Source organism: Alicyclobacillus sendaiensis NBRC 100866 (assembly GCF_001552675.1).
In the GTDB taxonomy this organism is placed as follows: domain Bacteria; phylum Bacillota; class Bacilli; order Alicyclobacillales; family Alicyclobacillaceae; genus Alicyclobacillus; species Alicyclobacillus sendaiensis.
Window position 1 is genome coordinate 1 of sequence record NZ_BCRQ01000022.1, and the last position, 26294, is coordinate 26294.

Annotated in this window: 27 protein-coding genes; 2 read left to right on the forward strand and 25 right to left on the reverse strand. The window is 62.5% G+C overall.

Going from position 1 to position 26294, the window contains the following annotated elements; genetic code table 11:
• Positions 1–64: 64 nt before the first annotated feature.
• From AS26_RS14405 to AS26_RS06105, 9 genes are all read right to left on the reverse strand, one after another.
• Complete coding sequence (locus tag AS26_RS14405) at positions 65–238, reverse strand: hypothetical protein (RefSeq protein WP_169793475.1); 174 nt, start codon at positions 236–238, stop codon at positions 65–67.
• Positions 231–1355, reverse strand: a complete 1125-nt coding sequence (locus AS26_RS06070) for a GerAB/ArcD/ProY family transporter (protein ID WP_062307237.1) — start codon at positions 1353–1355, stop codon at positions 231–233. The genes AS26_RS14405 and AS26_RS06070 overlap by 8 nt, the downstream gene beginning before the upstream one ends.
• Positions 1352–3151, reverse strand: a complete 1800-nt coding sequence (locus tag AS26_RS06075; protein ID WP_062307239.1) for a spore germination protein — start codon at positions 3149–3151, stop codon at positions 1352–1354. The genes AS26_RS06070 and AS26_RS06075 overlap by 4 nt, the downstream gene beginning before the upstream one ends.
• A gap of 77 nt (positions 3152–3228) precedes the next feature.
• The gene (locus tag AS26_RS06080; RefSeq protein WP_062307242.1) at positions 3229–3819 is read right to left on the reverse strand and encodes a DUF2140 family protein; all 591 of its coding nucleotides are present in this window, start codon (positions 3817–3819) and stop codon (positions 3229–3231) included.
• Between the two features lie 17 nt (positions 3820–3836).
• Positions 3837–4499, reverse strand: a complete 663-nt coding sequence (gene nth, locus AS26_RS06085) for an endonuclease III (RefSeq protein WP_062307244.1) — start codon at positions 4497–4499, stop codon at positions 3837–3839.
• Entirely contained in the window at positions 4487–5938 is a 1452-nt protein-coding gene (locus tag AS26_RS06090) for a bifunctional metallophosphatase/5'-nucleotidase (RefSeq protein WP_062307248.1), read from the reverse strand. Before AS26_RS06090 ends, nth begins: the two co-directional genes overlap by 13 nt.
• 12 nt (positions 5939–5950) lie before the next feature.
• Positions 5951–6586: a YktB family protein gene (locus tag AS26_RS06095; protein ID WP_062307251.1), complete on the reverse strand. Its 636-nt coding sequence runs from the start codon at positions 6584–6586 to the stop codon at positions 5951–5953.
• 31 nt (positions 6587–6617) lie between these two features.
• Positions 6618–7889, reverse strand: a complete 1272-nt coding sequence (locus tag AS26_RS06100) for a ribonuclease H-like domain-containing protein (RefSeq protein ID WP_062307256.1) — start codon at positions 7887–7889, stop codon at positions 6618–6620.
• Between the two features lie 2 nt (positions 7890–7891).
• A complete protein-coding gene (locus AS26_RS06105) occupies positions 7892–10162 on the reverse strand; it encodes a DEAD/DEAH box helicase (protein ID WP_157068455.1) in 2271 nt (756 codons plus the stop codon).
• A 176-nt stretch (positions 10163–10338) separates the two neighbouring features.
• Here AS26_RS06105 and AS26_RS06110 point away from each other — a divergent pair, with 176 nt between their 5' ends.
• Positions 10339–10878, forward strand: coding sequence for an RsfA family transcriptional regulator (locus AS26_RS06110; protein ID WP_062307263.1), 540 nt, complete (start codon positions 10339–10341; stop codon positions 10876–10878).
• On the opposite strand, the gene AS26_RS06115 is transcribed toward AS26_RS06110, so the two are convergent.
• From AS26_RS06115 to mutY, 8 genes are all read right to left on the reverse strand, one after another.
• Positions 10849–11349: a ribonuclease FAU-1 family protein gene (locus tag AS26_RS06115; protein ID WP_062307266.1), complete on the reverse strand. Its 501-nt coding sequence runs from the start codon at positions 11347–11349 to the stop codon at positions 10849–10851. The two genes, AS26_RS06110 and AS26_RS06115, sit on opposite strands and share 30 nt — an antisense overlap.
• On the reverse strand, positions 11346–12473 hold the full coding sequence (gene ytvI / locus AS26_RS06120) for a sporulation integral membrane protein YtvI (RefSeq protein WP_062307268.1): 1128 nt from the start codon (positions 12471–12473) through the stop codon (positions 11346–11348). Before ytvI ends, AS26_RS06115 begins: the two co-directional genes overlap by 4 nt.
• 13 nt (positions 12474–12486) lie before the next feature.
• Positions 12487–12747: a hypothetical protein gene (locus tag AS26_RS06125; RefSeq protein WP_245629643.1), complete on the reverse strand. Its 261-nt coding sequence runs from the start codon at positions 12745–12747 to the stop codon at positions 12487–12489.
• Between the two features lie 142 nt (positions 12748–12889).
• Complete coding sequence (locus tag AS26_RS06130) at positions 12890–13318, reverse strand: MDR/zinc-dependent alcohol dehydrogenase-like family protein (protein ID WP_062307271.1); 429 nt, start codon at positions 13316–13318, stop codon at positions 12890–12892.
• A 182-nt stretch (positions 13319–13500) separates the two neighbouring features.
• Positions 13501–14199: a FadR/GntR family transcriptional regulator gene (locus AS26_RS06135; protein WP_245629644.1), complete on the reverse strand. Its 699-nt coding sequence runs from the start codon at positions 14197–14199 to the stop codon at positions 13501–13503.
• 41 nt (positions 14200–14240) lie between these two features.
• Positions 14241–16646 carry a leucine--tRNA ligase gene (leuS, locus tag AS26_RS06140; protein WP_062307274.1) on the reverse strand — a complete coding sequence of 802 codons (2406 nt, stop codon included), beginning with the start codon at positions 16644–16646 and terminating at the stop codon, positions 14241–14243.
• A gap of 172 nt (positions 16647–16818) precedes the next feature.
• Positions 16819–17469: a Bax inhibitor-1/YccA family protein gene (locus tag AS26_RS06145; RefSeq protein ID WP_062307277.1), complete on the reverse strand. Its 651-nt coding sequence runs from the start codon at positions 17467–17469 to the stop codon at positions 16819–16821.
• A gap of 29 nt (positions 17470–17498) precedes the next feature.
• A complete protein-coding gene (gene mutY, locus AS26_RS06150) occupies positions 17499–18650 on the reverse strand; it encodes an A/G-specific adenine glycosylase (RefSeq protein WP_062307279.1) in 1152 nt (383 codons plus the stop codon).
• A 101-nt stretch (positions 18651–18751) separates the two neighbouring features.
• On the opposite strand from mutY, the gene AS26_RS06155 reads away from it, so the two are divergent.
• The gene (locus tag AS26_RS06155) at positions 18752–18967 is read left to right on the forward strand and encodes a hypothetical protein (RefSeq protein ID WP_062307282.1); all 216 of its coding nucleotides are present in this window, start codon (positions 18752–18754) and stop codon (positions 18965–18967) included.
• Between the two features lie 78 nt (positions 18968–19045).
• On the opposite strand, the gene AS26_RS06160 is transcribed toward AS26_RS06155, so the two are convergent.
• From AS26_RS06160 to AS26_RS06195, 8 genes are all read right to left on the reverse strand, one after another.
• Positions 19046–19561: a DUF402 domain-containing protein gene (locus AS26_RS06160; RefSeq protein WP_062307284.1), complete on the reverse strand. Its 516-nt coding sequence runs from the start codon at positions 19559–19561 to the stop codon at positions 19046–19048.
• Positions 19562–19645: 84 nt separating this feature from the next.
• The gene (locus AS26_RS06165; RefSeq protein ID WP_062307286.1) at positions 19646–20182 is read right to left on the reverse strand and encodes a hypothetical protein; all 537 of its coding nucleotides are present in this window, start codon (positions 20180–20182) and stop codon (positions 19646–19648) included.
• Positions 20183–20260: 78 nt separating this feature from the next.
• The gene (locus tag AS26_RS06170; protein ID WP_174519922.1) at positions 20261–20527 is read right to left on the reverse strand and encodes an HPr family phosphocarrier protein; all 267 of its coding nucleotides are present in this window, start codon (positions 20525–20527) and stop codon (positions 20261–20263) included.
• A 67-nt stretch (positions 20528–20594) separates the two neighbouring features.
• The gene (gene whiA / locus AS26_RS06175) at positions 20595–21578 is read right to left on the reverse strand and encodes a DNA-binding protein WhiA (RefSeq protein WP_062307291.1); all 984 of its coding nucleotides are present in this window, start codon (positions 21576–21578) and stop codon (positions 20595–20597) included.
• Between the two features lie 13 nt (positions 21579–21591).
• On the reverse strand, positions 21592–22758 hold the full coding sequence (mgfK, locus tag AS26_RS06180) for a gluconeogenesis morphogenetic factor MgfK (protein WP_062307293.1): 1167 nt from the start codon (positions 22756–22758) through the stop codon (positions 21592–21594).
• A gap of 3 nt (positions 22759–22761) precedes the next feature.
• Positions 22762–23628 (reverse strand): RNase adapter RapZ, encoded by an 867-nt coding sequence (gene rapZ / locus AS26_RS06185; protein ID WP_062307296.1) that lies wholly within the window; start codon positions 23626–23628, stop codon positions 22762–22764.
• The gene (locus AS26_RS06190; RefSeq protein ID WP_062307298.1) at positions 23625–24179 is read right to left on the reverse strand and encodes an NUDIX domain-containing protein; all 555 of its coding nucleotides are present in this window, start codon (positions 24177–24179) and stop codon (positions 23625–23627) included. The genes rapZ and AS26_RS06190 overlap by 4 nt, the downstream gene beginning before the upstream one ends.
• A gap of 191 nt (positions 24180–24370) precedes the next feature.
• Positions 24371–26128 (reverse strand): tetratricopeptide repeat protein, encoded by a 1758-nt coding sequence (locus AS26_RS06195; protein ID WP_245629645.1) that lies wholly within the window; start codon positions 26126–26128, stop codon positions 24371–24373.
• Positions 26129–26294 lie beyond the last annotated feature (166 nt).

Below are 26294 nucleotides of genomic sequence, written 5' to 3' on the forward strand. Positions count from 1 at the left end.
TCACGTTGGCAGTGGTAGTCGTATGCTGTCAACTGCAAACGGAGTTACGCGTAGGCCAGGGCCTTTACGTCAACACCCGCCACAGCGTCGCCCCCGAGACCAACAGCGAGATCACGGCTAGGGCGCCGGCCGATACCGACGCCACCGGTCCACTCTTGTGCCCGGCCCAGCGCATGAACGACAGCGTGTACACGAAGATACAGACGGGAATGACCATCGCGAACAGATACTTAAACATGGCGCACCCTCCTGTGTCGCTGCCGAGATCGTTTGATCCAACCGCTGAGAAGAACTGCCACCGGGACCGCGAACACGACAATCCAGCCCCACTTCAGCAGATAGGTTCCGTCAAATTCGATCACGTCCATCCAGTTCTGCGGCCACATGCCGAGTGAAAAGGACAAAAGCACAATCGCGGGAACGGCGGGGCGATACGTGGGCCAGCTGAACGCCTTCGCCAAGAGGTACGCCGAGCCCCACATGGTGACGGCCATGCGGACCGTGGCCGCCGTCACCCACAGGAAGATGAAGATGCTCTCAAGCCGTTGGAAGAAGGGTCCCATGTGGATCATGCGGGCCAAGCGGTACAGCGCGAAGGACGTCTTGCCCGTCTCGGCAGCCGGAAACACCATGTGGTACGACAGCACCAGAAACACAAGCAAGAGCGTCGATACGATGATGCTCACGGCGCCAATCCGGCGCATCTTCTTCGGGTTGTTGACATGCGGGAAGATGATGGTCAAAAGCAGCACATTGGCAAAGATGGAACTGTACTGCATGGCGCCCATGAAGACGCGCACGGGCCCCGTGCCCCAGAGGGGAAGCAACAGATACGGGCGCCACCAGTTGACCGTCATCAGGCATACGCCGACCAATCCCACGAGCAGAATGGGCAGGAAGATGAACGCCGTGCGGCAGATGCCCTCGATACCCGCGTACGCGATGTACCCCACGGCAAACATGAACACCGCGCCGACGAGGAGCAGCGGCGTGGACGGCAACACGGTGCTCACCACATTCTCCGTGAACTCCCGCATGACCGCGGCCGTCGAGCACAGGAAGTATAGCGCAAACACAAGCGCAATGAAGATGGCTCCAAACCGCCCAAACACCTCTTTGGCAATCTCGACGATGTCAAGATTTTGGAAGTACTTCCTCATGATCCACTCGACCAGATAAAACAGCACCAAGGTCAACGCCCCGGAGAAAATCGGCTCCATCCACGCCGCCTCGTACGCGCTGAAACTGATGTAGCGGGGATAGGTGAGAAATGCGTTCGTCGCGACGAAGATGATGAGCATCGCGGTCATCTCTGCGGCGGGGACCTTCGCGTTCCTCTTGCCCGACTGGCTCATGCGTTGCCATCCCCCTCCCCAGCTTCTCTCCGCGTCGTAGCCGACCACGGGCGCGTCATCGGGTTTTGCCGCCAACTCCGGAGCGTGTTCAAAAACGCCGGCCGATTGTTCATACCCCAGATGGGGCCGCGCACCAAGACGTCTCTGGCCGCGCCGCTGATGGGCGCCACCGGCGACAAGAACGGCACGCCAAACGACTTCAGCATCGACAGCCGCACGATGTACACCACAAACAAGATGGCGATCCCGTAAAACCCAAGCACGGCCCCCGCGATGAGAAACGCGAAGCGAAGAATGCGAATCGCCATACTCAGTTCGTAGCTCGGCACCGTGAACGAGGCAAGCGCCGTCGTCGCCACCACGATGACGAGCAACGGACTGACAATGCCCGCCTGCACGGCCGACTGACCTATGATCAAAGCCCCAACTATACCAATTGTAGGACCAATCACCGATGGTATCCTGATGCCCGCTTCGCGGATCAGCTCGATGGCGAACTCCATCAGCAGCACTTCGACCACCACCGGAAACGGCACCTGTTCCCGGCTTCCCGCGATGGCCAACATGAGATCCGTCGGCAACATTTCTGAGTGATAATTCGTCACCGCGATGTACAGCCCCGGCAGCAGCAGGGCGGTGAGCAGGGCGACCCAACGAATGGCGCGAATGAACGTCCCTGGGATGATCCGCAGATTGGTGTCTTCGGAGGTGTGCATGAGCGACCACAGCACCACCGGCACGATGATCGCCACCGGGCTGTGCCCCACAAAGATGGCGACGTATCCTTCGGCCAACATCGCAGCGACGCGATCCGGCCGCTCCGTCACGAGCACCTGAGGAATTATCATGCTGGGCCGATCTTCGATGAACTGCTCCAACATCCCCGCGTCGAGCACGTAGTCGACGTCGATGTCGGAGATCCGACGGCGGACCTCCTTGACGAGCTTTGGATTCGTCAACCCATGGATGTACATGATGGCGACGTCCGTCTTCGCAAGATTGCCAACGGCGTGAATCTCGGTCACCAAGTGCTCCGAACGGAGCCGCATGCGCACCAGACCGGTGTTCGTGCGGAAGTTCTCCGTAAACGCGTCCTGGGATCCACGGACCACGTTTTCCATCTTGGGTGTGCTGACGCTTCGGTGCTCCCAGCCCTTCGACTCCACCACGAGCGCCGCGTCGCACCGGTCTAAGAAGACGACGGTCGATCCCGCCAGGATGTTGAACACCGCCTCCGACCACTTCTCGATGAGCTGAGTCTGATGTCCGGGGACGAGGTGATCGACCACGTACGTGAGCACGCGCTTGGGGTCGTCCGCGAGGTGCGACCAGACCATCAGGGGTTCGAGGATGGCCCAGTTGATGACGTTCTTGTCCACTAGTCCATCCACGTAGACCACCATCCCGCGCCAAGGCGCGCGGCCCTCGACGCCAACCACAAACTCGCGGATCACAATGTCTTTGTTTTGGGGCAGGTGAAAGAAGCGGGAAAGGCGGCGCTTCATGTCGTCGAGATCGAGCTCGATGTGGTCCTGCTGACCGGCGTGCGCCTTTTCGACGGCTTCCTCGTACTCTCGCTCCGCCCGGCGCAGAAACGCGCGCATCGAGACAGGCTTTTTGGCGGTGTCCATCTTGTTTTCCGCCGTCGTGAAGTTGACCGACTCCACGTTCGGCTCGTCACCGTACTTGGCAGCTTCCTGGTCGTCGTCGTCGCTCGTCAGGGAAAAGTCGTCGTTCAAGATGGTATCGTCGACGGTCAACAGCCTTTTCAGCGCGCCTCCAACGCCCACGTTCACTGGAGCAACCCCCTATGCGAACAGGTTCCTCGCGCATTTAGCTTGCTCCAGGCGGCAGAAGTTATCCGAGCGGGCGATCACGGCACGTTTTGGGAAAGAGTCTGGGGAGGGATGGCGAGATTCAGCGAGAGCTTCTTCGCAGTGGAAGAATATTGCACGACGCGAACGGCGAACGGCTTGGCCGGCCGCTCGGTGAAATTCAACGCGATATTCTGGGTAGCCCCATCCACCTGGATCCAGTTGGGCAAGGAGGCGCGCTCGAGGACAGAGAAGACGACGGAACGCGGGATGGGGATGAACGACAGTTGCGCGCTGTCTACATGCAGAATGAGATTCCCGTTTTGCGCGATGGGGGTTACCACGAACTCCATGGGCAGGGCGTGATCGAGGACCTTGACGGCGAAATCGCACACCCACGTGTCGCCGAATTGGACATTCGCGGACTCGAGCACTCGCCCGACCTCCGGATCGTGCGCGATGGCGTATGCGAGGTACGCGTTGATGGCGTCCGCTCCGATATCGACTTGGACGGTGGGCGCATTCGCGGGCACAGGGGCGACCGGCGCGGCGCTGCGGCCGGACTGGGGAAGGCTGTTCCACAGGATGAGTCCCGCAATCACGGCGAGCAGATCCAACGCGGCGAGCACAATGAAAAGCCGCCTCCACATCGGACTGCCTCCCTCCGTCACCCTTGCTCTGCCCTGACACGCGCCTGGCTTTGCGCGTACTGGCACAAATCCGCCACGGGACAGATGTGGCACTTCGGCTTGCGAGCGGTGCACACCCGCCTGCCGTGCAAGATGAGCGCGTGGTGCGCCTTGGTCCATAATTCAGGCGGCAACTTCGCGCACACCTGCTGCTCCGTCTTGAGCGGATCGCTCGAATGCGCGAGGCCGATGCGGTTCGTCACGCGCTGCACGTGCGTGTCCACGGCAAACGCGGGCACGCCGTAGGCGTTCGAAACCACGACGTTCGCCGTCTTCCGTCCGACGCCGGGCAGCTCCATCAGGCGTTCACGACTTTTCGGCACCTCGCCGCCGTAGGCGTCGACGAGGATGCGCGCCGTCTCCACGATATGCTTGGACTTCGATCGAAATAACCCCACTTCGCGAATGTCTTCCGCGACCTCGTCCGGGCTCGCCTTCGCAAATGCCTCGGGGCCGCGATACTTCGCAAACAGCCTCGGGGTCACCATGTTGACGCGCTCATCGGTGCATTGCGCCGACAGCATGGTGGCGACGAGCAGTTCGAACGGCGTTGTGAAGTGCAGCTGGCAGCGCGCGTCCGGATACGCCTCGAGAAGGCGTTCCACAACGCGCACCGACGTCTCGCGGTCTAGTTCGGCCATCCGCGCTTCCCCCTCTCTTCCACCGGATTCACCACGTCGTAGCGCGGGAGCCGCGCGCGCTCCACGCGGCCGGGATCGCCGATATGCTGAATGAGGAGCTCCCGCACCAACGGACGCTGATAGGTCACATCTCTCGCGCGCCGGAACGGCGGAAACAAGGGGGACAGCCACAGGTACTCACACGTGATGACGCGGTAATCGCGATCCGGCTCGAGCGCCCTCCCGCCGAGCAAGACACGGCGCACCCGCCGCCCCTCGGCCCGCTGCTCGACCTCGGCGACCGCCCCGGAGATGGCGAGGACGCCGATCTTGCCACCTCGAAATCCGAACCCGATGCCCTGGCGGTCGTAGATCTCAGGCTTCAGGGCCAGATTGATGGCCTCGAGGATGTCGGCGCCCCGCAGAGTCACCACGATGGGCCTGGTCGGCGTCGGGCACGCGCCGAGCAGGTGTTCCATGGTGATGGTGCCCGGCAACAGGCTCGCGTTGAGCGCGCCTGCCATCATCAGGGCGAGATCGCCCTCGAAGGCGTCGTACAGGATGTCCGTGAGGAGGTTGGCAAACGTGCACTCGTCCTCATAGGCGAGCTGCAGCCGCTCCGGCGTGGCCGCCACGGGGCGCCGCAGTTGCCGCTCGGCGAACGCCTGCTCTCGGGCGTACACCTGCATCATGCGCGCGTCCAGTGGCGCCCAGGGCTCCACGGCGATCCGTTCCGAGCGCGCCACAACCCGGCCATCGAGGCGCTCGAGGACCGTGTGCCCGAAGGAAAACCCGTGCTTCCCGGGCTGGAAGACGGCCGTGTGGCCGACGTACTCCGCCGCGTGCATGGTTTCGTGCGTGTGCCCACCGAGGACGCACGTGATCTGCGGCAACTCGCGCGCCAACGCGAGGTCAAAGCGAAGCCCCATGTGAGACAGGCATACGATGGCGTCGACCCGCTGCGTCAGAAGCTCGGCCACAGCCCGTCGAGCGGCCTCAACCGGATCCAGCACGCGGACGCCAAGCATGCGGTACGGCAAATCGTAGTTGGGCGTCAGACCGAACGCGCCAATGCGCATCCCGCCCACTTCGTAGACGTGTGTATCGCGAAAGAACGAAAAAGGGCTTCCATCCGAGCGCCGCAGATTCGTGCCAAAGGCGACAGCGCCAGACCGCCTGACGAGTTCCTCCCATCGCTCCACCGGGATGGTGAGGCCCTCGTTGTTGCCGAAGATCCAGCCGTCAACCCCGAGCGCGCGCATGAGATCCGCGTTCAACAGGCCGCACGTCGCTTCCGTCTCCGGCCGCACGCGATCCAGCACGTCGCCGAGATCGAACGTGAGCGAAATTTCGCCGTCGCGATCGAACGCAGCTCTCATCGCGCGGATCTGCGCCCCGATGCGCATGTGGTTCTCGAGCCGACTGTGGAGATCGTTCATGTGAAGGAGGTGAATGCGCACGTCGACACCCCGTTACTTGTGCGCGATGGGACGGGCTATCGCGTACAGCCCGCAGCCAGGGATGAAGGTCTGCTCCACCCACCGCACGAAGTCCTCGCCCGACATGCGCACCGCTTCCTCTCGGACGATGGTGCGCCCCACGAGCATCTCCGCTTTCTTCACCGCGGCCAATCGCTCCCCGACGCGTCGCAGTCCGTCCGCGCCGAGATCGCGCACGAGCTTGAAATCAGGGGAGGTATGGTCTTCGATCACGGCGAAATCGCTCGGCAGCATGGCGAAGATCTCCTCGCTCTCTGCGGCCACCCGCGCGCCAAAGGCAGCTTTGTCGATGCCCTCGTCGATGTAGCCGAACACCGCGAACACGTGCGTGGAAAAAAGCCCAATCTGGAAATGAGGATGCTTCTTGTAACCCCGCGGATCCGCGCTGAAGGCCACCCACGTGCTTTCCGGCGGATGGACCGTGCGGCGCGCGTGCTTCGCCACGTGCGTATGCATCGGCACGCCGAGCTTTTCCGCCAGCCACGGCTCGAAATGCTCGGCCAGCTGAATGAACTTCGGCTGGATCCGTGCACGGATACGTTCCATGCGCGGAGCGAGACCTGGTTCCGTCATCGCGTCAAAGTCGTCAGTGGTCCACCCTGCAAACACCGCCCGCACCTTCCTTATGCGTTTGCTCCCTCTACAGTAGACGACGCGCGTCGGCCTGGCAAGCCGCTTCCCGCTCGAGCTTGCGGCGAATGCGCTCGATCCGCCGCGCAATCTCTCCGTATTCGCGGGCTGCTCCGTCCATCCGGGCCTGCGCCGCCTGTGCAGCCTCGAGGGCCTTGGCGAGATCGCGCCGGCGATGCTCGAAGTACTTCGCAACCTCCACGAGCGGCTCGGGGCGATGGGGAAAGTCGTTCGCCAGTTCCAACCAAATGGAACTCGCTTCCTCCCATTGGCCGCGGCGCTTCAGAAAGAGGCTGAACAGCCAGCGGGCCCGCCAGTCCGCGTCCTCCTGCTCGACGGCCCTGCGAAACTGCGCGTCTGCGGACTCCCACTCCCTCCACGCGTCAAACCAAGTCGCGAGCCCCACGTGCGGAGCCGCGTGCGACCACGAGCGCCGCTCCTCGAGCGCTTCCGCAATCTCAAGCGCGAGGCGGGCCAACGTGCAGACATCGCGGAGATTGTGGGCGAACACGTCTTCCATCGAGGCGAGCGGCGCGCCCTCGACGTAGGCGAAGTAACGAAGCGGCGCCTCACGGCCGGGGACATCGCCCTCTCGCTTCACGCCGAGCACGCCTTCCACGTCGGCCAGCTTCATCCTCCCCACCACGCCCTTCCACAGTCTGCGGGCTGGGTGGAGCAGGTCCAGGTGCGCCGGTTCGGGAGGGTGCAATCCGTACAGCACACACCGATTCACGAACAGCGGCCAGTCGTACGACTTCCCGTTGTACGTGACGATCACGCCGTCCTTTTGCGCGAAACGTTCGGCAAGAAGCCGGACCGCCGCGCCCTCGGCCGCGTAATCCGGGACGAAGTACTGGGCCACGCGAAACTCATCGTCGGCAAAATAGCCGAGGGCGTGCAAAAACGGCACCGTGCCTCCGCCGTGCCCGAGCCCGGTGGCCTCGATGTCGTAAAACACCATCCGCTCCGGCGCCAGGTCGGCCTTGGCCAACCGGCTCAGGCGGCCGAGATCGCAGGAGAGAAAATCAGCGAACGGGCGCCCTCCGTAGTGTGTGCAGAGATCGAAGCCTGTCTCGCGCACCCAGACCGGGCCATGCGGCGTCGGAATCGCTTGAAACCCCGCGTCCGCGAGTTCGGCCTCGCGAGGGCTCTCTGGGCAATTCGCCCGCGCCAACGGCGAAGATTCGCGCGCCTCGCCGGCTGGGGCCACGGCCTCGCTGACCCTGCGCACGCCCGCCGTCCGCTCGAGTTCCTTCAGCTTTTCCAGCAGGCTGCGCGCCATGCTCAGCCCCCCCGCACCGCGCCCGCTCCGACGAAGCTGAAGAGCGCCCCCACCCACTGCTTGACGGGCTCGCCGCTCGTCGACGGCCCGACGCAGCTCGGGCATCCAGACGGACACGGGCAACCCTGCAACATGTCGAAGGCCGTCGCAAAGATCTGATCTCGATCTCGGTACACGCGCTCCGCGATGCCCACTCCGCCCGGGTACGCGTCGTACACGTACACGGACGGCCGAGCATACTGCGGATCGCGCACTTCGACAGCGACGTGCACGTCGGACGCGGCGCACATCGCGTGCAGCGCCACGGCCTGCTTGAGCACGTGGCCCAAACCCTTGAGCGCCGCCTCCCACTCGTCGTCCGACGCGGACCAGCCAGATCGGTCGAAGGTCACCCAGTAGCCCGACGTGTGCAGCTCGGCCTCTGGGAGGTAGATCTTCCCCCATCCGACGTTCTCGTGCGTCTCGAGCTTGATCTTCTTGAACAAAGTCGGCGTCGCGTGCACGGCGAGATCGCCCGTGTAGTGGCACAGCGGCCCTTCGTTCGCGTGTTCGTTCTCCTCGAGGACCTGCAGGTGCACGGCGAGCTCCGCGTCCGTGTAGTAGTCGCAATCCACCGGGCGGACAAACGCCTTGCCGTTTTCCAGATCCAGACGTTCCACCTGGAACATCTGCGACTGATGCAGGTAGATGGCCTCCTCGTGCAACATGGTCAGCGCGCTGAACCGGTCCATTTCCCCGATGACGAGCGGCGGATGCGCCGATTGATCGACGATCACGACGTTCTCCTGCGCGGCACTGCGCAGGGACACGGCGTGCGCCGGCATGTCGTCCGCCATGTAGAAATAGCGGCCATCCGCAGCGCGGTGCAGCACGCGCATGTCGACCAAGTAGCCGAGGAGCTCGTCCGTCGTCTCGACGCCAAACCGCTCGTCGGGCGAAAACGGCAGTTCATAGGCGGCGCACTTGAGGTGATCCATCAGGATGAGAAGGTTGTCCGGATAAATGCGCGCCGTTTCGGGCGACGCGTCCAACAGTGCCTCAGGATGGCGCACCATCCACTGGTCCAGCGCGGAGCTCGTGGCCACGAATATGGCGGCGGAGACGCCCTTGCGTCGCCCGGCCCGGCCCATCTGCTGCCGAGTGGAGGCCACGGAGCCTGGGTATCCGACCGTGATGGCCGCCTGCAGCGAGCCAATGTCGACGCCGAGTTCGAGCGCGTTCGTGCTGACGACGCCCAAAATCTTCCCTTCCCGCAGCCCCCGTTCGATAGCGCGCCGCTCGTTCGGCAGATAGCCGCCCCGGTAGCTGACGATGCGCGGCCGGACGAGATCGCGCGCATCGCGACGCAGATAGGATGCGAGAAGCTCCACCTGGTTGCGCGTGCGCGCAAAGAGGATGGTCGGGATTTCATGTTGCAGCAGCCGGGCCCCGAGCCGCCTCGCCGCCCGGAGCGCCGACTGGCGCAAGCCGAGCGACGGATCGACGACGGGAGGGTTGTACAAAATCACGTGCTTTTCGCCTTCCGGCGCGCCAGACTCCGAGACGACCGCCGTCTCCCGTCCCAACAGGCGCGAGGTGAGTTCGCCGGGATTCGCGATGGTCGCCGAGCAGAAGATGAACTGTGGCCGCGCGCCATAGAACGATGCGATGCGGAGGAGCCGGCGGATCACGTTCGCCACATGGCTGCCGAACACGCCGCGGTAGATGTGCGCCTCGTCGATCACGACGTAGCGCAAGTTTTTGAACAGCCGCAGCCACTTCGTGTGGTGCGGCAGGATGGCGGCGTGCAACATATCGGGATTGGTCACCACGATGTGGCCGGCCTCGCGAATCTTCTGGCGCGCGTGCACGGGGGTGTCGCCGTCGTACGTGAACGTGTGCACCGACGTCTTCAGGTTTCGGACGAGATCGTGCAGTTCCGCCACCTGATCTTGCGCGAGCGCTTTGGTGGGAAACACGTAGAGCGCGCGCACGCTTGGATCGCAAAGGATGGCCTGGAGCACGGGCAGGTTGTAGCAAAGCGTCTTCCCGCTCGCGGTGGGCGTCGCAATGACGACGTCGCGGCCTGCCTGAATCAGGTCCCACGCCTCCCGCTGGTGCGCGTACAAGCGCTCGATCCCGCGCGCAGCGAGGGATGCGCGCAGTTCGGGATGGATGAGCGCGGGAAAGTCGGCGTACCGCCCGATGCGCGCGGGCGTGACGCGCCACTCCGAAACCTGTTCCCGAAACTGCGGATCTCGCCGCCACTCGTCCAACAGCTGTTCCAGGTTCATGTTCATCATCCGCTTCTATGAGAGAGACTCAGGAGGAAAAGGCACTGCAACGCCTTGTCTCTTCAGTCACGAAATCAGATTTCAATCATACCATGTAGCAAAGCGACAGGTAGGATGCGTATGAAACTTCTACGCCATGGCCATAAGTATAGTACTGAGACAAGGGAGGAATCACCTTGGCATCCGTCGAGAACACCCCTGTGCGCTCGGATGCGTGGACGCCTGAAGACGATGAGCGCCTCGCTCAGTTGGTGCTTCGTCACATTCGCACTGGCAGCACCCAGCTGAAGGCGTTCGAGGAAGCGGCCGAGCAACTCGGCAGGACAGCCGCGGCATGCGGATACCGCTGGAACGGCGTGATTCGCAGGCGATATCGAGACGAGATTGAAGCGGCAAAAGCCGAGCGCAAAGCGCTGCACACCAAGGCGCAGACGCAGAAGTCCGCCGCCGCTTCCACGGCGTCCATGCAGGAGGTCATTCGGTTTTTGCAGACGTACGACGAACAATATCAGAGATTGCGCGAGTACGTCGCGGCGATCGAGCGGGAAAAGGCCGAACTGGAAGCGAAGGTGCACGCCCTCGAATCCCAACTTCGCTCGGGCGGGCCCGAGCTGCCGCTGTCACCGGAGCAACTTGAGGAAGACTCGCGCACGCTGTTTGCCATCATGGAGCGGGCGCGCAAGCTGTTAGCCGAAAACCATTCCGCCGGGACGTGATCGCAGAGCCCATTCGGCGCGCAGCGCGTCGGCGAACGATGGCCGAAACGGGTGCGCGCCGAATTTTGCGGCATCTTGCACCGTTTCAACCGCCTGCTGCGCCGCCGTTCGCCAGGCGGGCGGATAGACCTGGCTCCTCGCCTGGAACTCGTCCTCATCCGCAACCCACACGCGGCCGCCCTCCACGCGCACGTCGAGATCGAGGTCAATCCACACGACATCCGCTCCCAGGCAGGGCGGCGTGCAGATGTTCACGTAGTAATCGGTCGAGTCGGTCTTGAGCAACACGAACACCTGAAACCATGCGCGAGGCCAAGCCAAGGCGGCGACGGGATAGGGCGAACTCCACGTGCCCCCCTCGTCCAACACGGGCGTCCCCGGCGGGATCCACCACCCGCCGAATCGCCCCGGCTCCGCATGCAGCCACGTGCGGTGCCTGGCGCCATCCGGTCTCAGGCTGACAAGCCTCACGCCTCATCGCCTCCGGATTCGGGCGCGGGTTCCGAGCCGGCCTCGGTGGGGAGAAAGTCACTGAACAGCCGCGTCCGAAGCAGTCCCTTCGCCCCAATCAGGAGAATGGGGCCCATGAACAGGCCGATGAACCCCATGACCTTGAACCCTACGTACAAGCCAAACAGCGTCGCGAGCGTGTCCAAACCCACGCTGTCGGCGAGAATCTTGGGCTCGACGGCGTGGCGAATGATGGAGATGACCACCTGCAAGGCCAAGACCTTGAGGGCCACAGCCACGTGCCCCGTGATGAGCGCCGCGATGGCCCATGGCACCGTGAGGATGGCCGAACCCACGATGGGCACGAGACCCGCGAGGCCAAACAGGATGCCGAGCAGAATCGCATACGGGAAGCCGAGCACGAACATGCCAATCATGCCGAGGAACATCGACAGGCACATCAGGATGAACTGCACGCGAATGGTGCCGAGAAACGCGCGCTCCATGTCCTCAAACACGGCGTTCAACTTCGGCGCCCACCCGGGCGGCATCATCCGGTAGAAACGGGCCAGCATTCGCTCGCGCCGCTGAAGGATGAAAAACGCCGTGACGACGGAGATGACCGCGATGAACAAAGTATCCGGGAGATGCGTGACGATGCTGATGAGGCTCGTGATGACCTTGTGGACGCTCCCCTCAAGGCCATGCGCGAACTGCGTGAGCGCGGACTGAACCGCGTTCGAAACCTGGGGAGGGAGTTGTCCATAGAGCGATTCACTGTTTTCGATCTCGCCCTCGATCTGCGCGAGTTGCACGCGGAAGAACACCTGGCTGTGCGAGACGAAGGAGGTAGCCTCGCGAAGCGCGCCGATGATGATGCCCGCCGAAAAGGCGACAATGAGCAGCACGCTCACGCCGAGCACCAAGAGGACGGACCACAACCGCGCCAAGCCGCGGCGCTCCAGCCATCGGACAATAGGGATGAGCAGGATGGCGAAGACCCACCCGATCACAAACGGCAGGATGTATTGCATGAGCGACGCGAGCGCCAGAATGAACACGGCGATGAACGCCAACAGAATGGCGATTTCCGTCACACGCCAAAGGTAGCGGCGCATTTGAGCGTCACGTGCTGTACGTCGCAACGGCAGCTCCCCTTCAAGATTGGTCATTTACAGCCAAGGGTTTCACGAATCGCCGGCGGAGCATGAAACCCGCACCTGCGAGCAACAGCGCGACCACATAGCACAAGGCAGACAGCCAGCCGTGATGGCCTTGCGCCATGAGCACGGCGCCAGCGGCCAAGCCGCCCATCGTGAACAGGGCTATCAGGAAAAACATGATCCGGATCTGCACCGACATGCGGTATCCGATGCCTCCCATCTCGTGAGAAAAGAGGGTCCCTTTGCACGTTCTCATCATACCACACTCGCGGCACGCGCTCGACCAGGAGGCGCGGACGAGGTGGCTCAAGTCAAACAAAAAACAAATTCGCCGCCTCGTGCGGCGGCGACTGAGCATCCCCAGATGATGTTTGTCTCAGGATGGCCGAGTCCCTGGGTCAGGAAGCGGGTTCCTGCACGCTCATGCCGTGCAGGAAGGCCGTCCACAGGTGTTCTCGCTCGTCCGCGCACAAGACGTCATGCGCGCCCGACCGCACGTACAGCTGGGCGCGCGCCGGGTGGCGGGAAAGCACCGTCACGCGCGGGACACTTGCATCGCGCAGCGCCTGGACGACGAGCGCGGTTCGGATGGGATCGCCAAGCTCGCAGACGAGCGCGCCACCAAACCCTTCGGCGCGCACGGCCGCGGTCACGCTCACTTTGTGCGCGGGCACGACGAGCAACCGCTCCGGATACCAGGCGCGCATCTTATGCTGAACATCCTCGAAGCAGACGAGCAAGCGGACGTCAAACCCTGCATGGAGCGCACGGTCCACGAACCATCGGTCTTCATCCGAGCAGGCGACCATGAGCAGCTTGTGTCCCACGTAAACCAACCTTTCATTTGCCCGCTGAGTCTCCTTGCTTCTCCGCTTCATTCACCCTCACCACACATCCACCAGCAGGCCAAACTCATCTATGTTTTCCTTGCTGATCCTTGGATCGCAACAAACCCATTCTGATAGCGCTTACATGTTCAGTATATCACAGACGGCTCGGCAAAGGAACCTCACATCGTGGCGGAATGGCCTCTTCCTTTTTTCTCCGCCACCGCTCTCAGCATGGCTTCGCCATAGGCGTACACGGCGTCTCGGGCGTCCGTCGGCCTCCCGGTCTGCACTGCGTTGTACACACTGCGGCACACCTTGACGCCGAGATCCCATTTTGGATTCAGGAGTCGAAGGCCGGACCGGAGGGCCTCCTGCAACACGCGCAGCGCATTCTCGAGCAAGCGGTTTCCGGCGAGTTCGGCCAGGACGCTGAAGAACTTGAGTTCGCTCGCAATGCGGTGTTCGCCCCGGCGAGGCGAGGCTTCGAGCTCAAAGAGGGCATGCGCAAGCTGGGAGTAATCTCGCTCCATGCGTTGAGCCGCGGCGCGATACGCGATCTGCGCCAGCACGGCCGTCAGGAGCTCGACGAGATCGCGCACGTTGTCGTAGCTCAAGAGGATCGCCGCGTCGAGCGGCTGCATCCACATCTCCACCGAGGCGGTGCGCACATACGTCCCCATGCCATGCCGGAACTCGACGAGCCCCTGGCCGCGCAGCGCGCTCAGCGCCTCGCGGACCGTGGCGCGGCTCACGCCGAATCGGTCCGCGAGCTCGCGAAGCGTCGGCAGGCGATCGCCGGGCCGAAACGCGCCCTCTTCGATCTCCCGGCGAATCTCCTCAGCAATTTCCATGTACAGCTTGCTCGAAGCTTCGCCCATGGCCGCATCCCCCTCCGGGTCGCGCGAATCCACCCGACGCGTCACTTGACGACCAGGTTGACAATCCGCCCGGGGACGAACACCTCTTTCACCACCTGCTTGCCCTCGATCCACTCGCGAATCTCCGGCAGCGCCTTCGCGCGCTCGATGGCCTCTTCTGCGCGGATGTCTGCCGCAAGGGTCACGCGCGCGCGAACCCGGCCATTCACCTGCACGGCGATCTCGACCTCGTCGTCGCGAAGCCACGCCTCATCATAGGTCGGCCAGGACTGCTCGAAAACCGACTCCTGATGCCCGAGCATCTCCCAGAGTTCCTCGCCGAGATGCGGAGTGAATGGCGCAATGGCAATGGCGAGCGTTTCGAGTGTGGCGCGGTCCAGCCCCTCCTTGGCCTCCTGCTGAAGTTGGTTGACGTACTCCATGAACGCGCTCACCGCCGTGTTGAGGCGGAAGCTTTCCATGCGTTCGGTGAGCGTCGCGACAAAACGATGGCGGAGCTTCGTGAGCGACGCGCGTTCGGGGACGAGTTTGTCCACGTGCTGCGCGTACAGGCGGTACACGCGGGCCAAGAAGCGCGCGACGCCCTCAAGCCCGTTGGTGCTCCACTCGGCGTCTTCCTCCGGCGGACCGACGAACATCTCATACATGCGCAGCGCATCCACGCCGTGGCGCGCGATGATGTCATCCGGATTCACCACGTTGCCCTTCGACTTCGACATCTTCGCGCCGTTCAACGTGATCATGCCCTGCGTAAACAGGCGTTGGAACGGCTCATCGAAGTCAATCAGGCCGAGATCGTAGATGAACTTCACATAGAAACGGGAATACAGCAGGTGAAGCACCGCATGCTCCACGCCGCCGATGTACATGTCGACAGGCAGCCAGTAATTGACGGCTTCGCGTGAAAACGGCTCCTTGTCGTTGTGCGGATCCGCATAGCGCAGGAAATACCAGCACGATCCGGCCCACTGCGGCATCGTGTCGGTCTCGCGCTTGGCGGGACCGCCGCACTTGGGACAGGTGGTGTTGACGAAGGACTCGATGGCCGCGAGCGGCGACTCGCCCGTGCCTGTCGGCTCGTATCGCTCGACATCCGGCAAAAGGACGGGCAGCTCATCCTCTGGAACCGGCACCGTGCCGCAGCTCTGGCAGTAGACAATGGGAATGGGCTCGCCCCAGTAGCGCTGCCGGGCAAACACCCAATCTCGCAGGCGATAGGAGACCGCCGGCTCCGCCTGGCCCTTCTCCGCCATGAGTTCAATCGCTCGCTTCTTCGCTTCCGACACCGAAAGGCCATCGAGAGGTCCGGAGTTCACCAACACGCCGTCGCCCGTGAACGGGAGCTCGGTCGCGCCGTCCCGCGGGCGCACGACTTCGACCACCTCGAGGCCGAACTGCTGAGCGAACTCGAAGTCGCGATCATCGTGCGCCGGCACCGCCATGATGGCGCCCGTGCCGTAGTCCATGAGCACATAGTCGGCAATCCACACAGGAAGGCGCTTGTCGAGCAGCGGATGCTGCACGTAGGCGCCGGTGAAGACGCCCGTCTTGGTCTTGTCCACCACCTGGCGCTCCACGTTCGACTTGCGGAGCGCCTGTTCGATGTACGCCTCCACTTCCGCCTTCCGATCCGGCGCCGTGATCTGAGGCACGAGCGGGTGCTCAGGCGCGAGCACCATGTAGGTGGCCCCGTAAATCGTATCCGGTCGCGTCGAGAAGACCTCGATCTCGCCGTCGTGATCGGCCAGGCGGAAACGAATGCGCGCTCCCTCGCTGCGGCCGATCCACGCGCGCTGCATGCGCTTGACGTGCTCCGGCCAGTCGAGCTTGTCGAGATCGTTCAGGAGCCTGTCCGCGTAGTCGGTGATCTTGAGCATCCACTGCTCCATCTCGCGGCGCGTCACGGGAGCTCCGCAGCGCTCGCAGCGGCCTTCCACCACCTCTTCGTTGGCCAAGCCGGTTTTGCAGCTTGGGCACCAGTTAATGGGCATCTTCTTCCGATACGCCAGGCCGCGCTCAAACATTTTGACAAAAAAGTATTGCGTCCATTTGTAAAACGAAGGGTCGGTGGTGTTCACCTCGCGGTCCCAGTCGTACATCGCCCCGATTTCCTCAAGCTGCCGCTTGAAGTTCGCAATGTTCTGTTCGGTCGCAATCCGCGGGTGGATGCCGTTTTGGATGGCGTAGTTCTCGGCTGGAAGGCCGAATGCGTCCCACCCCATGGGGTGAAGAATCTCATAGCCGTGCAGCTTCTTGTAGCGGCTCCAGACGTCCGAAATGGTGTATCCGCGCCAGTGCCCCACGTGCAGGCCGCTTCCGGACGGATACGGGAACATGTCGAGGCAATAATACTTGGGTTTTCCGGTCTTCCCATCTGCCCGGTGCGCGTTCTGCTCGCGCCAGCGAGCTTTCCACTTTCGTTCAATCTCCTGTGGACGATATTCCATCAGCTGTCCTCCTGTGACATCGGTTGCGGCCTGGCCGCCTTCCGCGCATACAGACTCTCGTCCCGTATTATAGGACGCACAGCCGTCAGAATGCCACTTTCGCCTTTTCTCGACATGCCCAGGGGACAAAAAAAGGGGGGCGCTCACGCGCCCCATGTCTCCTGCCACGCGTTTATCGGCGATCATTCCCGCTCATGATGCCCATGAGCCGCAGAATGAACAGGAACAGATTGATGAAGTCAAGATACAGCGACAGAACCATCCACGGCACGTGCTGCTCCGCCACGCCATACTGCGCGAGGCGATTCACGTCAAACAACACATACCCGATAAAGATGGCGACGCCCAGGTATGCGTAGATCAGGCTTGCCGCGGACGAAAAGCCCGTGAACATGGCCACCAGGCCCATCAAGAGAAGCGCCAAGGTGCCGATCAGCAGAAAGCCGCCGAGGAACGAGAAATCCATCGACGTGCGGGACGCGACGAACGAAGCCACGAGGAACGCGGCCGCCGTCACAGCCAGCGCCTTCAGGACCAGGGCCATGCCAAACACGGACGCGTACGACAGAAGCGCGTACGACAAGGTCATCCCTGAGATGAACGTGAACGTGAACACGAAAGGAAATCCAATTGCGCGCGAGTACTGGCGGAACATGGCGTAGACAATCATCCCGAGTTCCACCAGCCAAAGAATGGGCGTCAAACCATACGGAAGCCGCGTGCCCACCACGACGCCGGCCCCGGCTGTCACGAGCGAAGCGCACAATCCGAGAAAGACGCGCGACAGAATCTTATTTTGCGTGATGGTATACGTTTGCTGCATTGAATCACCACCTCCAGTGGGATGCGCATTTAGCGAGAAGACAGCGTCAACTGCTTGCCATTTCGAGCGATCAATTGGCGTAAAACGTCCTGATATATTTTAGGCCACACGAAGTTCGAAATCTCCTCGAAATTCACCCACGCCCCTTCACGACTCGGATGAATCTCCAAGGGTTGGCCTCCAGCCTGATCATACTCGACCGGCGCAAACACGACAACCGTCCAATCCAAGTGCGTGAACGCATGCGACGCCTCACATACGCGCTCGAAGGCGACGGTCCCCGGCTCTCGCACGGTTTCGCCCTGTTGGCGTGAATGCCCAAAGCGGAGCTCTGCGAAACGGGCTCGGGCATGCCACTCCAGGGAGTCGGACGGATCATCGAGCTCCACGGCGGGCAACTGCCACATGCCGCCGAGCAGTCCTCCCTCAGGCCGCCGCTCGGCCCAGAACGACGCTCCGCGCGTGATCCAAAGCGCCACCACCGTCTGTCTGCGGCGAGCCCGCTTGGGCAGGCGCTTCGGCAAAACATCCGTCAAACCACGCGCCCGCGCCGCGCAGCCCGCAGCGACGGGACACAGAGCGCATCGAGGCTTTTTGGGCGTACAGACGAGCGCTCCAAGCTCCATGAGAGCCTGGGTGAGAACGCGCGGTGTGCCGCGCTTGAGCATCTCAGCGACGTCGCGCTCCACTTGACGCTTCACCGAGGGGAGATCGACCGGCTCCTCGATGCCGCAATACCTCGACATCACCCGAAGCACATTGCCGTCCACAGCCGGATACGGCTGGTTGAACGCGATGCTCAGGACGGCCCCGAGCGTGTAGGGTCCAATACCCGGAAGCGCCCTGAGATCGTCAGGTTGAGCCGGAATCCGCCCACCGTGGCGATCCCGCACCACCTCCATGGCCGCCTTGAGGTTGCGCGCGCGGCGGTAATACCCGAGGCCCTCCCACGTCTTGAGCACGTCGTCGATGTCGGCATCCGCAAGATGAACCGGCGTTGGAAACCGCTCCATGAACCGCTGATAATACGGGATGACCGTCTCGACGCGCGTCTGTTGAAGCATGGTTTCACTCACCAAAATGGCGTAGGGATCATCCGTGCGTCGCCAGGGCAGGTCCCGCCTCGCCCGGTCGTACCACGCTTCTAGTGTATGTGCGAACGCTGCCAAGCTTTCGTCCACGGTTGCTTCATGCTCCTTCCCGTTCGCGCCTCGCTTGGAACGCGTTTACCTCATACCGCCCTCCGGCGCAGAGAACAATACGCACGGGGAGGTGGCTGGCCATGTGGAACATGATGAACGCGATGAGCGGAATGGCGCGCAACAGAATGAACTGGCGGCGGCAGAACCATGGGGTGGGAACGATGACGGCCCTGCTGATTGGCGCGAGCGTGGGCATCGCGGCCTGGGAGGCCGTGCGTCAGATGCAAAACAAGCAGCAAGCGCCGAATGCCGCACAGGACCTTGCGCAACAGATGTTGGACGAAATTCAGGCATAGACGGTCGGGAATTCAGGAATAGACGGCCGGGCCCGCGCCTTCGAGGACGCGGGCCCCGCTGAAGTCGCCAAGACGATGCTATGGATAGCGCCTGTGGACGCCGTATTTGTGCTTCCAGACCTGGTACGACAGGCGGCTCCGCTTGAAACTGTCCACGAACCGCTGCGTGTTGTCGAGCACGCGCCTCGCTTCCGCCAGGCTCATCTGCCTCGCGAAGATGGCTTGTCCAAACTCCTCCAGATCAATGATGTGGTAGTACGACCGCTCGTACAACAAGACATCCACATACATGTCTTCCACATAAATATATTCCTGATCTTCCCACACCTTGACGAGATCGACATAATGGTCGAAGCGCAGGCGGGGGTGCTTCACGGGGACACCCTTGTCCATGCACGTACTGACCGCGATTCCCCACTGCGGATAGATCTCGCGCAGGTGATTCGTGTATCCCTGTTCGAATGCGGGGCGCTGCACGACCACCAAACCAGGTCTGCGAACGAGCTTTTCAATGACGAAAGGCTCATTCGAGCGGTCGATTCCGCGTTCTTCGCGCTTGTGAATTTGTTGAACGCGGCCTTCTCGTAGCGCCACGAACGCCCCTCCTGCCTGTCCGTAAGATCCGCTTTCCATATAGACTACCATGAGTTGCGTAAATCACAAAGCGGAGGAAGGGCGTCACGACGGCCGCGAACGTCGCCGCGGCTTGAATCTCCGCCTCGAGTGCCGAATTCCCATGCGTTCGCCCGCAACGGACTTGCGGGCCGATCGCGTCCGCATGCGCTTGCCGCGCACCGCCCGCGCGCGCCGGAACGCCCACCACCCTCCGCCGCCAAGCGCCGCCAGCAGCAGGAGATACACGTACCACGGGGCTGCCTCCAGAGGCTCGGCGTAGGTCAGGGAGGCGGCATCGGCGTGCTCGATGACGACCCATTTGCCGTCCGCGCCGAACAATCTGCTCTGAGGCGGCAGCATGGCGCGATCGCCATTCGCGGGATTGTAAAAGAGGAGGTAACCCTCCTCGTTTTCACCTTCGTATCGCCAGTCGTCGATGACGCGCTGGCCGAAGTTGACCTCGTGGTAGAGGGGATCTCGCGCAACGAAGGGCATGATCATGCGGTAGCCTTCGTACACCGTGAGGAAAAGAATCGATGCCGCGACGACCATCATCCAGAGAGGTAACCGCCGCTTGCCGACACGCATCTTCCGCGCCATCCGTCACACCTCCGGTTCTCCACGCTGGATTGTATGAACCGGAGTGGAGGGGGAAGAACGGGCGCGGGCGCCGCACCGTCAGACAAACAGCTCCTCGGATTCGATGAGCTTGGCCAACTGCTGCACCGCAGCCTGCTCATCCGTGCCGCTCGCGCGAATCACCACGCGCTCGCCAGACGGAATGGCGAGACTCATGACGCCCATGATGCTCTTGGCGTTCACCGTCTTGCCGTCTCTCTCCACGAACACTTCCGATTTGAAGCGCGTCGCCTCTTGAACGAACTTGGCGGCCGCGCGCGCAAACAAACCGCCGCGCAGGCGGACAATCGTCTCTTTCTCAAACATATTCATCACCAAGTCCTCAGATTTGATCTTCAGTATATCATCCTGCAGATTGCGGAAGATAGCGATTTCATGGCTCTTTATGGGCCATTTCCGACGATTTATCGACAGTCTCATGACCCTTGTTTGCACGGTCTCGCAACTGTTCGGCGATTTCCTCCAGCTTCCGAAACCGATGATTCAACCCCGATTTGGAGACGCGCCCCCCGATGGCCGCGCTCAACTCCTGGAGATTCGACTCGGGGTGCTGCAGCCGCAGCAGCGCGGCTTCGCGCAAGTGCTCGGGCAGGCTCTCCAGCCCTATGGTACGCTCGATCCGGCGGATGTGTTCCAGTTGGCGAATGGCCGCCGAGATCGTCTTGTTCATGTTGGCCGTTTCACAGTTCACCAGCCGATTCACCTGGTTGCGCATCCCTTTCACGATCCGCCGGTCTTCAAATTGAAGGAGCGCCCTCACCGCGCCGATCACGCTCAGGAACTCGACGATCTTCTCGACCTCTTTGATGTATACGATGTAGCCCTTCTTTCGGGCGGTGACGCGCGCGTTCAGCCCGTAGCGGTTCATCAGCCGCATCAGCCACTCGGCGAGATCGAGCGAATGCGCGAAAATTTCCAGATGATACGACGAACTGCCAGGCGCGTTCACCGAACCGCCCGCGAGAAACGCCCCGCGCAGAAACGCGCGCCGGGCCTCGTCCTGACGGGGAAATGTCCATGCCACAGCCAGGGGGCCTTCTGCAAGCTCACCGTGATACCCTAGCTCCGCGAGCGCTTGTTCGGCCTGGAGTCGGTTCAACCGCAACGTGTACACGTGGTTCTTCTTCAGGCGCATCTTCCGCCGGACCACGACCTCCGGGCGAATGCCCAACAACTGCTTGATGGAGGTGTACACGCGCCTGGCCGTGGCCACGTTCTCGGTCTCGATGACGAGCACACCCTCCCTGAGGCGAAACGACGCGCTCAGCGCGAACACGGCCATGAGCTCGTACCGCGTTGCCGCGGGATCCGATGCGATCTGCGTCAGTTCCTTTTTGGTCTCCGCGGCAAACGACATGTGGCGATCTCTCCTATCCCGTCGCGTGCTTCGTGTCCCGCTCGTAGCCCAGTAGGCTCACGATTTGCTCCGCGACCTTGCGGCTATCGTGGCGGGCATAGGTCGCGTAGTGGATGAAGTCGCGGGCGATGACCTTGAGCCCGAGTTTGTGCAACTCCTCCATGTCCACCCGAACCGGGTAGCTCATCTGCTCCTGATAGCGCCGCAGGGCCTCCTCCGGCAGCGGCGCTGCGTTGACCAACACATAGTCAAACAGCCGGCGACCCACATGGCGATAGATGACGCGCACGTGGCTGGACGCCGACAGATCGTCCGTCTCTCCGCGTTGCGTCATCACATTGCATATGTAAATCTTGCACGCTCGGCTCGACGCAATGGCTTCGGCGATGCCTGGAACCAGAAGGTTCGGCAGCACGCTGGTGTATAAGCTCCCCGGCCCCACCACAATGGCGTCCGCGGACTCGATGGCCGCGATCACGTCAGGCAGCGGTTCGAGCTGCGCCGGAACAAGCTCCAGCCGCTCGATTCGCCCGCCGGCCTCGGGAATGCGCGATTCCCCCTCAACCACGCGACCGTCCTCGAGGTACGCCCGAAGTCGCACGTCTTCGCGCACCGCCGGCAACACCTTGCCTCGAACCGCGAGCACGCGGCTCGTCTCGCGAATCGCCGACTCGAAATCCCCCATGATATGCGTCATCGCGGCGAGAAACAGGTTCCCGAAGCTGTGGCCCTCGAGCCCTTCTCCCGCTGGAAAGCGAAACTGCAACAGTCGCTCGAGAAGCGGCTCCGTATCCGCCAGCGCGACCAAGCAGTTGCGAATGTCTCCGGGCGGCGGCATCGCGAAGTCGTGGCGCAGTCTGCCGGAACTCCCCCCGTCATCCGCCACCGTCACGACCGCCGTGAGATCGACATCGTACTCTTTCAGGCCACGCAGGATAGTCGACAATCCTGTCCCGCCGCCGATGCACACGATTTTCAGCCTGCGCTCCCGCCACTTCTGCAAACGCCGCTGGCGCCGCATGTCCGACCACCAGCCGAACGCGAGCAGCACCACCGCCGCAAGCACGACCGCCACGCCGATCTGGGCGGCGTGCGGCCAGTGCGCAAGCCGCAACACGCCCGTCAAAAGACCCATGCCGAAACAGGCGATGGTCCAGGCGAGCAACCACCACTGTCGCATGGGCTAGTCCTCCCGCCTGGAATCCCGGTGCGTCAGATCGACGGCGGCGATATCCCGCAGATGTTCGGCGATGTGCTTCGCGACCGCCACCGAGCGGTGCTTCCCTCCTGTGCAGCCCACGCCGATGACGAGATGGCTCTTCCCTTCCCGCTGAAATTCCGGAATGAGAAAGTCGAGCATATCTTCAACCTTCTGCAAGAACGCCCGCGTCTGCGGCCACTGCATGACGTAGTTGTACACAGGTTCGTCTTCCCCGGTGTACGGCCGCAGGTGGTCGAGATAGTGAGGGTTCGGCAAAAACCGCACATCGAACACCATGTCCGCGTCGAGCGGCACTCCGAACTTGAACCCAAACGACACCACGTGCACCGGCAGGCGCACGGCGTGTTCCACGAAGCGGCGACTGAGCTCCTGCTTGAGTTGATTGGCAGACAAGTTCGATGTGTCGATCACGACGTCGGCCGCCTGGCGCACGCCCGCAAGCTTCTGGCGCTCGGCCTGAATGCTTTCGAGCAGCCTGCCTCCCATCGACAGCGGATGGCGGCGGCGCGAGGCCTTGTACCGCCGCACGAGCGTCGCGTCGTCCGCGTCGAGAAACACAAGTGTCACCGCGACGTCCTTGCGCTCTCGGATTTCCTGAACGGTCATGAGCAGCGGTTCGAACAGTTCACCGCCGCGCAGATCACAGCCAAACGCCATCTTGCTGAGCTTGCCGGACGCGTGCTCGGCCATGTCAATGAGCCGCGGCATCAGCGCGGGCGGCAAATTGTCGACACAGAAAAAGCCAAAATCTTCGAACGCCTGCATCGCAGTGGACTTGCCCGCACCCGACATGCCGGTCAGCACAATCGCCTGCAAGCGGTTGGTCACAGCGCATCCCCCTCTTGGCTGCGCGCAAACAGCGGTTCCAGCGGATAGCCGTCGGGATCCATTTCATGACGAAGCAGACGATGCTCCGCGTCGTACGAGAAGCTCCCGAAAAACACGCGGTCGTCGCCCCGCTCCTCGGCGGAGATAGCGTGTAAAAGCATGAGGCGATCTCCCTCGTCCATGGGCAGGTGCGGAAGCTCGCGCTTCGTCACGATGGCGAGCGTGCCTTCTCGATGGACGGTCCGGAGGGTCCCCGAAGCCCCCCGCCCGACGAACTGGGCGATGATGCGGCGCTTCTCGCCTTCCTCGGGTCCCGCGGCGACGTGGATCTCGTAGACCCCGCGAAGATGGGCGTCCTTGAGTTGAAGCCCCGTTTCCTCCGTGAACTCGCGCATGGCCGCGAGCCGCCACGACTCTCCTGGCTCAACCTTGCCGCCCGGCAGGTACCACCATCCGCGGCGCGGTTTGCGCAACATCACGAACCCGCCGTCAAACGGTGCATAGCAATTGACGATGACCTGCAAGGCGCCCACCCCATTTGTGAACAGCATAGCATGCTCCGCCAAGAGTATACCAGGGATGCGTTCCGCACAAAAAAGCGGCACTCGGAAGCCGAGTGCCCAAGAACCTCTATATCAAAAGGGGGTCAAATGTGCTACGCCTTTAGAGTAGACCGCACATGTTTCAGCCGTGTTACATCCTCGTGAAATTTTGATGACCGCCGAACATTTCTCCGCATCTTTCACTCTTCGCGGCCCCGCCGCGCCCGCCATCCCGCTCGAAGCACCACCTGCTCCATGCGGGAGCTGCACTTGCTGAGCGAGGACACCGAGACGCCGAATTGAGCGGCGAGATCGCGCTGCAAAACGGGCACGTCGGCGTAGCGAAGGACCACGTACAGAAGCCCGGCCGCCCAGGTCTCGGGTTTTACAATCCGCTTGCGCAGGTCGAGAAACAAATCGTCATACAGGTACGTGAGCCAGAATCGGCGCGCCTGACCCACCAGATTGCTCAGGGCCCGGGCGGCGAGCCACTCCTCCGCCAGGTCCCAAACCTCCCTCCACTGCGGTTGCAGATCCAGGATGATGTCCTGGCGCACGTCCTCCAGCCGCATCTCGATGGGACCCGCTGCGCGCCAGAGGCGCACCGATCCCTTCGCGCCCATCCGCTTCAGCGCCACGAGCGTCTGCTCCTGAAGCGAGGCGTCGATGTCGGATCGAGCCAAAAATGACTTCAGCGCTTGCTCGGCGTCGCCGTCGCCGACCACCGCGAGCGCGCGAATGACGCGCTGGCGCACCTCGCGGCTGCCGTGGCGCAGACTCCAATAGAGGGACGCGCGCAGGAGGGGATCTCGCTTCCATTCATCGGGCGATGAGGTCTGCAGGCGATCCCGCACCTCGGCGAGTTGCAACTCGACCGGGATATCCAATTGATAGCTGACGCTCACCGACTGGAGCCCGGCCGCCTGCGCCTGGCGCACCCGCTCGAGGTGATAGTCCGCAAGACGCGAGCAATCCTCGTGGCGCGCCAATTGCCGCCAAAGCGCCTCGGCGCAACGGAGATTCCCCAGGTTCGCATGCGCGGCGGCCAGTCCGTGCAGTAGCATCGGATGATCCGGCGGGACGAGACGCGCAAGGCGGCGAAACGCCGCGAGCGCGTCAGCGTGACGGCCGACGAAGCCGAGGGTGATGGCCACCTTCATCGCGATGTCCGGATGGAGCGGGATCACCTTCCGCAGCGGTTCCACCGCTCGCCGCAGTGCATCCTCGTCGCCGAAATGTTGCAACAAAATCGCGCGGTTGCAGAGCGCATGGAGGTTGTCTGGCTGGCGTTCCAGGACGCTCTCCGCCATCGCGAGCGCTTCGTCGTATTGGCCGGTGTAGTAATACGCCAAACTCAGGTTATTGCGCGCGGCGATGTGAGACGGATCGGCCGCCACGACCTGCTCGAGCCACTCCACGGCGACCTCAAACTGGCCGTTTTCGAGGAAGTAACGCCCGTCCTGAATGGCCTGCATGGTCTCTGCGCGGGCTTCTTCGCGCCTGCGCCGCTCCAGTGCGCGACCGCCGCCGAACTCGTCGACGAGGATGGCGAGCATCTCTTCGGCTTCCGCGGCGTATTCTCCATGGGGATCAAGATCCAGGTAGCGAAGGAGGTGTTCCTCGGCTGCGTCGTAATCGCCAAGGTTCGCGTAATTGTTGGCGAGGTAAAACCAACATTCCGACATGTGCGGATCCATATGCTCAAGCACGTAGTGCAGCAGCTCATTCGAGGCTTCAAAGTCGCCCAGTTCCGCGAGCACGCCCGCGAGATTGCAGTAGTTGACCGGATTGTCCGGCTCATACTCCACGGTCCTCTGAAACGCCTTCACCGCGCGCGCCAGATCATTCCGCTGCAAGAAGCGCATGCCCCGTTCGAAAAAGTAGGACGCGTCCAGCTTCATCGCAATGACGTTCTCGGGTCGATCCACCTTGTTGTAGCGATGGCGACGTTTGTCCATTTGCACCTTGTGCAGCGCCTCCTTTGCACCATCCAACGGCACACGCACTCGTGGCGAGACTGGGCGATCGCGCTCGTCACCTGCGCAACTGGTGGAAAAAGTATAGCACAGCGGGCCAGAAATGGCGAAGTTCCTCAAGAAATTTGTCCATGCTATAATGAATAGA

Excerpts from the sequence above, each read along its gene's own strand:
- AS26_RS14405 (WP_169793475.1), bottom strand. The coding sequence starts at position 238 with ATGTTTAAGTATCTGTTCGCGATGGTCATTCCCGTCTGTATCTTCGTG.
- AS26_RS06070 (WP_062307237.1), bottom strand. The coding sequence starts at position 1,355 with ATGAGCCAGTCGGGCAAGAGGAACGCGAAGGTCCCCGCCGCAGAGATG.
- AS26_RS06080 (WP_062307242.1), bottom strand. The coding sequence starts at position 3,819 with ATGTGGAGGCGGCTTTTCATTGTGCTCGCCGCGTTGGATCTGCTCGCC.
- nth (WP_062307244.1), bottom strand. The coding sequence starts at position 4,499 with ATGGCCGAACTAGACCGCGAGACGTCGGTGCGCGTTGTGGAACGCCTT.
- AS26_RS06100 (WP_062307256.1), bottom strand. The coding sequence starts at position 7,889 with ATGGCGCGCAGCCTGCTGGAAAAGCTGAAGGAACTCGAGCGGACGGCG.
- AS26_RS06105 (WP_157068455.1), bottom strand. The coding sequence starts at position 10,162 with ATGAACCTGGAACAGCTGTTGGACGAGTGGCGGCGAGATCCGCAGTTT.
- AS26_RS06125 (WP_245629643.1), bottom strand. The coding sequence starts at position 12,747 with ATGAGAACGTGCAAAGGGACCCTCTTTTCTCACGAGATGGGAGGCATC.
- AS26_RS06135 (WP_245629644.1), bottom strand. The coding sequence starts at position 14,199 with ATGGGCGAAGCTTCGAGCAAGCTGTACATGGAAATTGCTGAGGAGATT.
- leuS (WP_062307274.1), bottom strand. The coding sequence starts at position 16,646 with ATGGAATATCGTCCACAGGAGATTGAACGAAAGTGGAAAGCTCGCTGG.
- AS26_RS06145 (WP_062307277.1), bottom strand. The coding sequence starts at position 17,469 with ATGCAGCAAACGTATACCATCACGCAAAATAAGATTCTGTCGCGCGTC.
- AS26_RS06155 (WP_062307282.1), top strand. The coding sequence starts at position 18,752 with ATGTGGAACATGATGAACGCGATGAGCGGAATGGCGCGCAACAGAATG.
- AS26_RS06165 (WP_062307286.1), bottom strand. The coding sequence starts at position 20,182 with ATGGCGCGGAAGATGCGTGTCGGCAAGCGGCGGTTACCTCTCTGGATG.
- AS26_RS06170 (WP_174519922.1), bottom strand. The coding sequence starts at position 20,527 with ATGTTTGAGAAAGAGACGATTGTCCGCCTGCGCGGCGGTTTGTTTGCG.
- whiA (WP_062307291.1), bottom strand. The coding sequence starts at position 21,578 with ATGTCGTTTGCCGCGGAGACCAAAAAGGAACTGACGCAGATCGCATCG.
- mgfK (WP_062307293.1), bottom strand. The coding sequence starts at position 22,758 with ATGCGACAGTGGTGGTTGCTCGCCTGGACCATCGCCTGTTTCGGCATG.
- AS26_RS06190 (WP_062307298.1), bottom strand. The coding sequence starts at position 24,179 with ATGCTGTTCACAAATGGGGTGGGCGCCTTGCAGGTCATCGTCAATTGC.
- AS26_RS06195 (WP_245629645.1), bottom strand. The coding sequence starts at position 26,128 with ATGGACAAACGTCGCCATCGCTACAACAAGGTGGATCGACCCGAGAAC.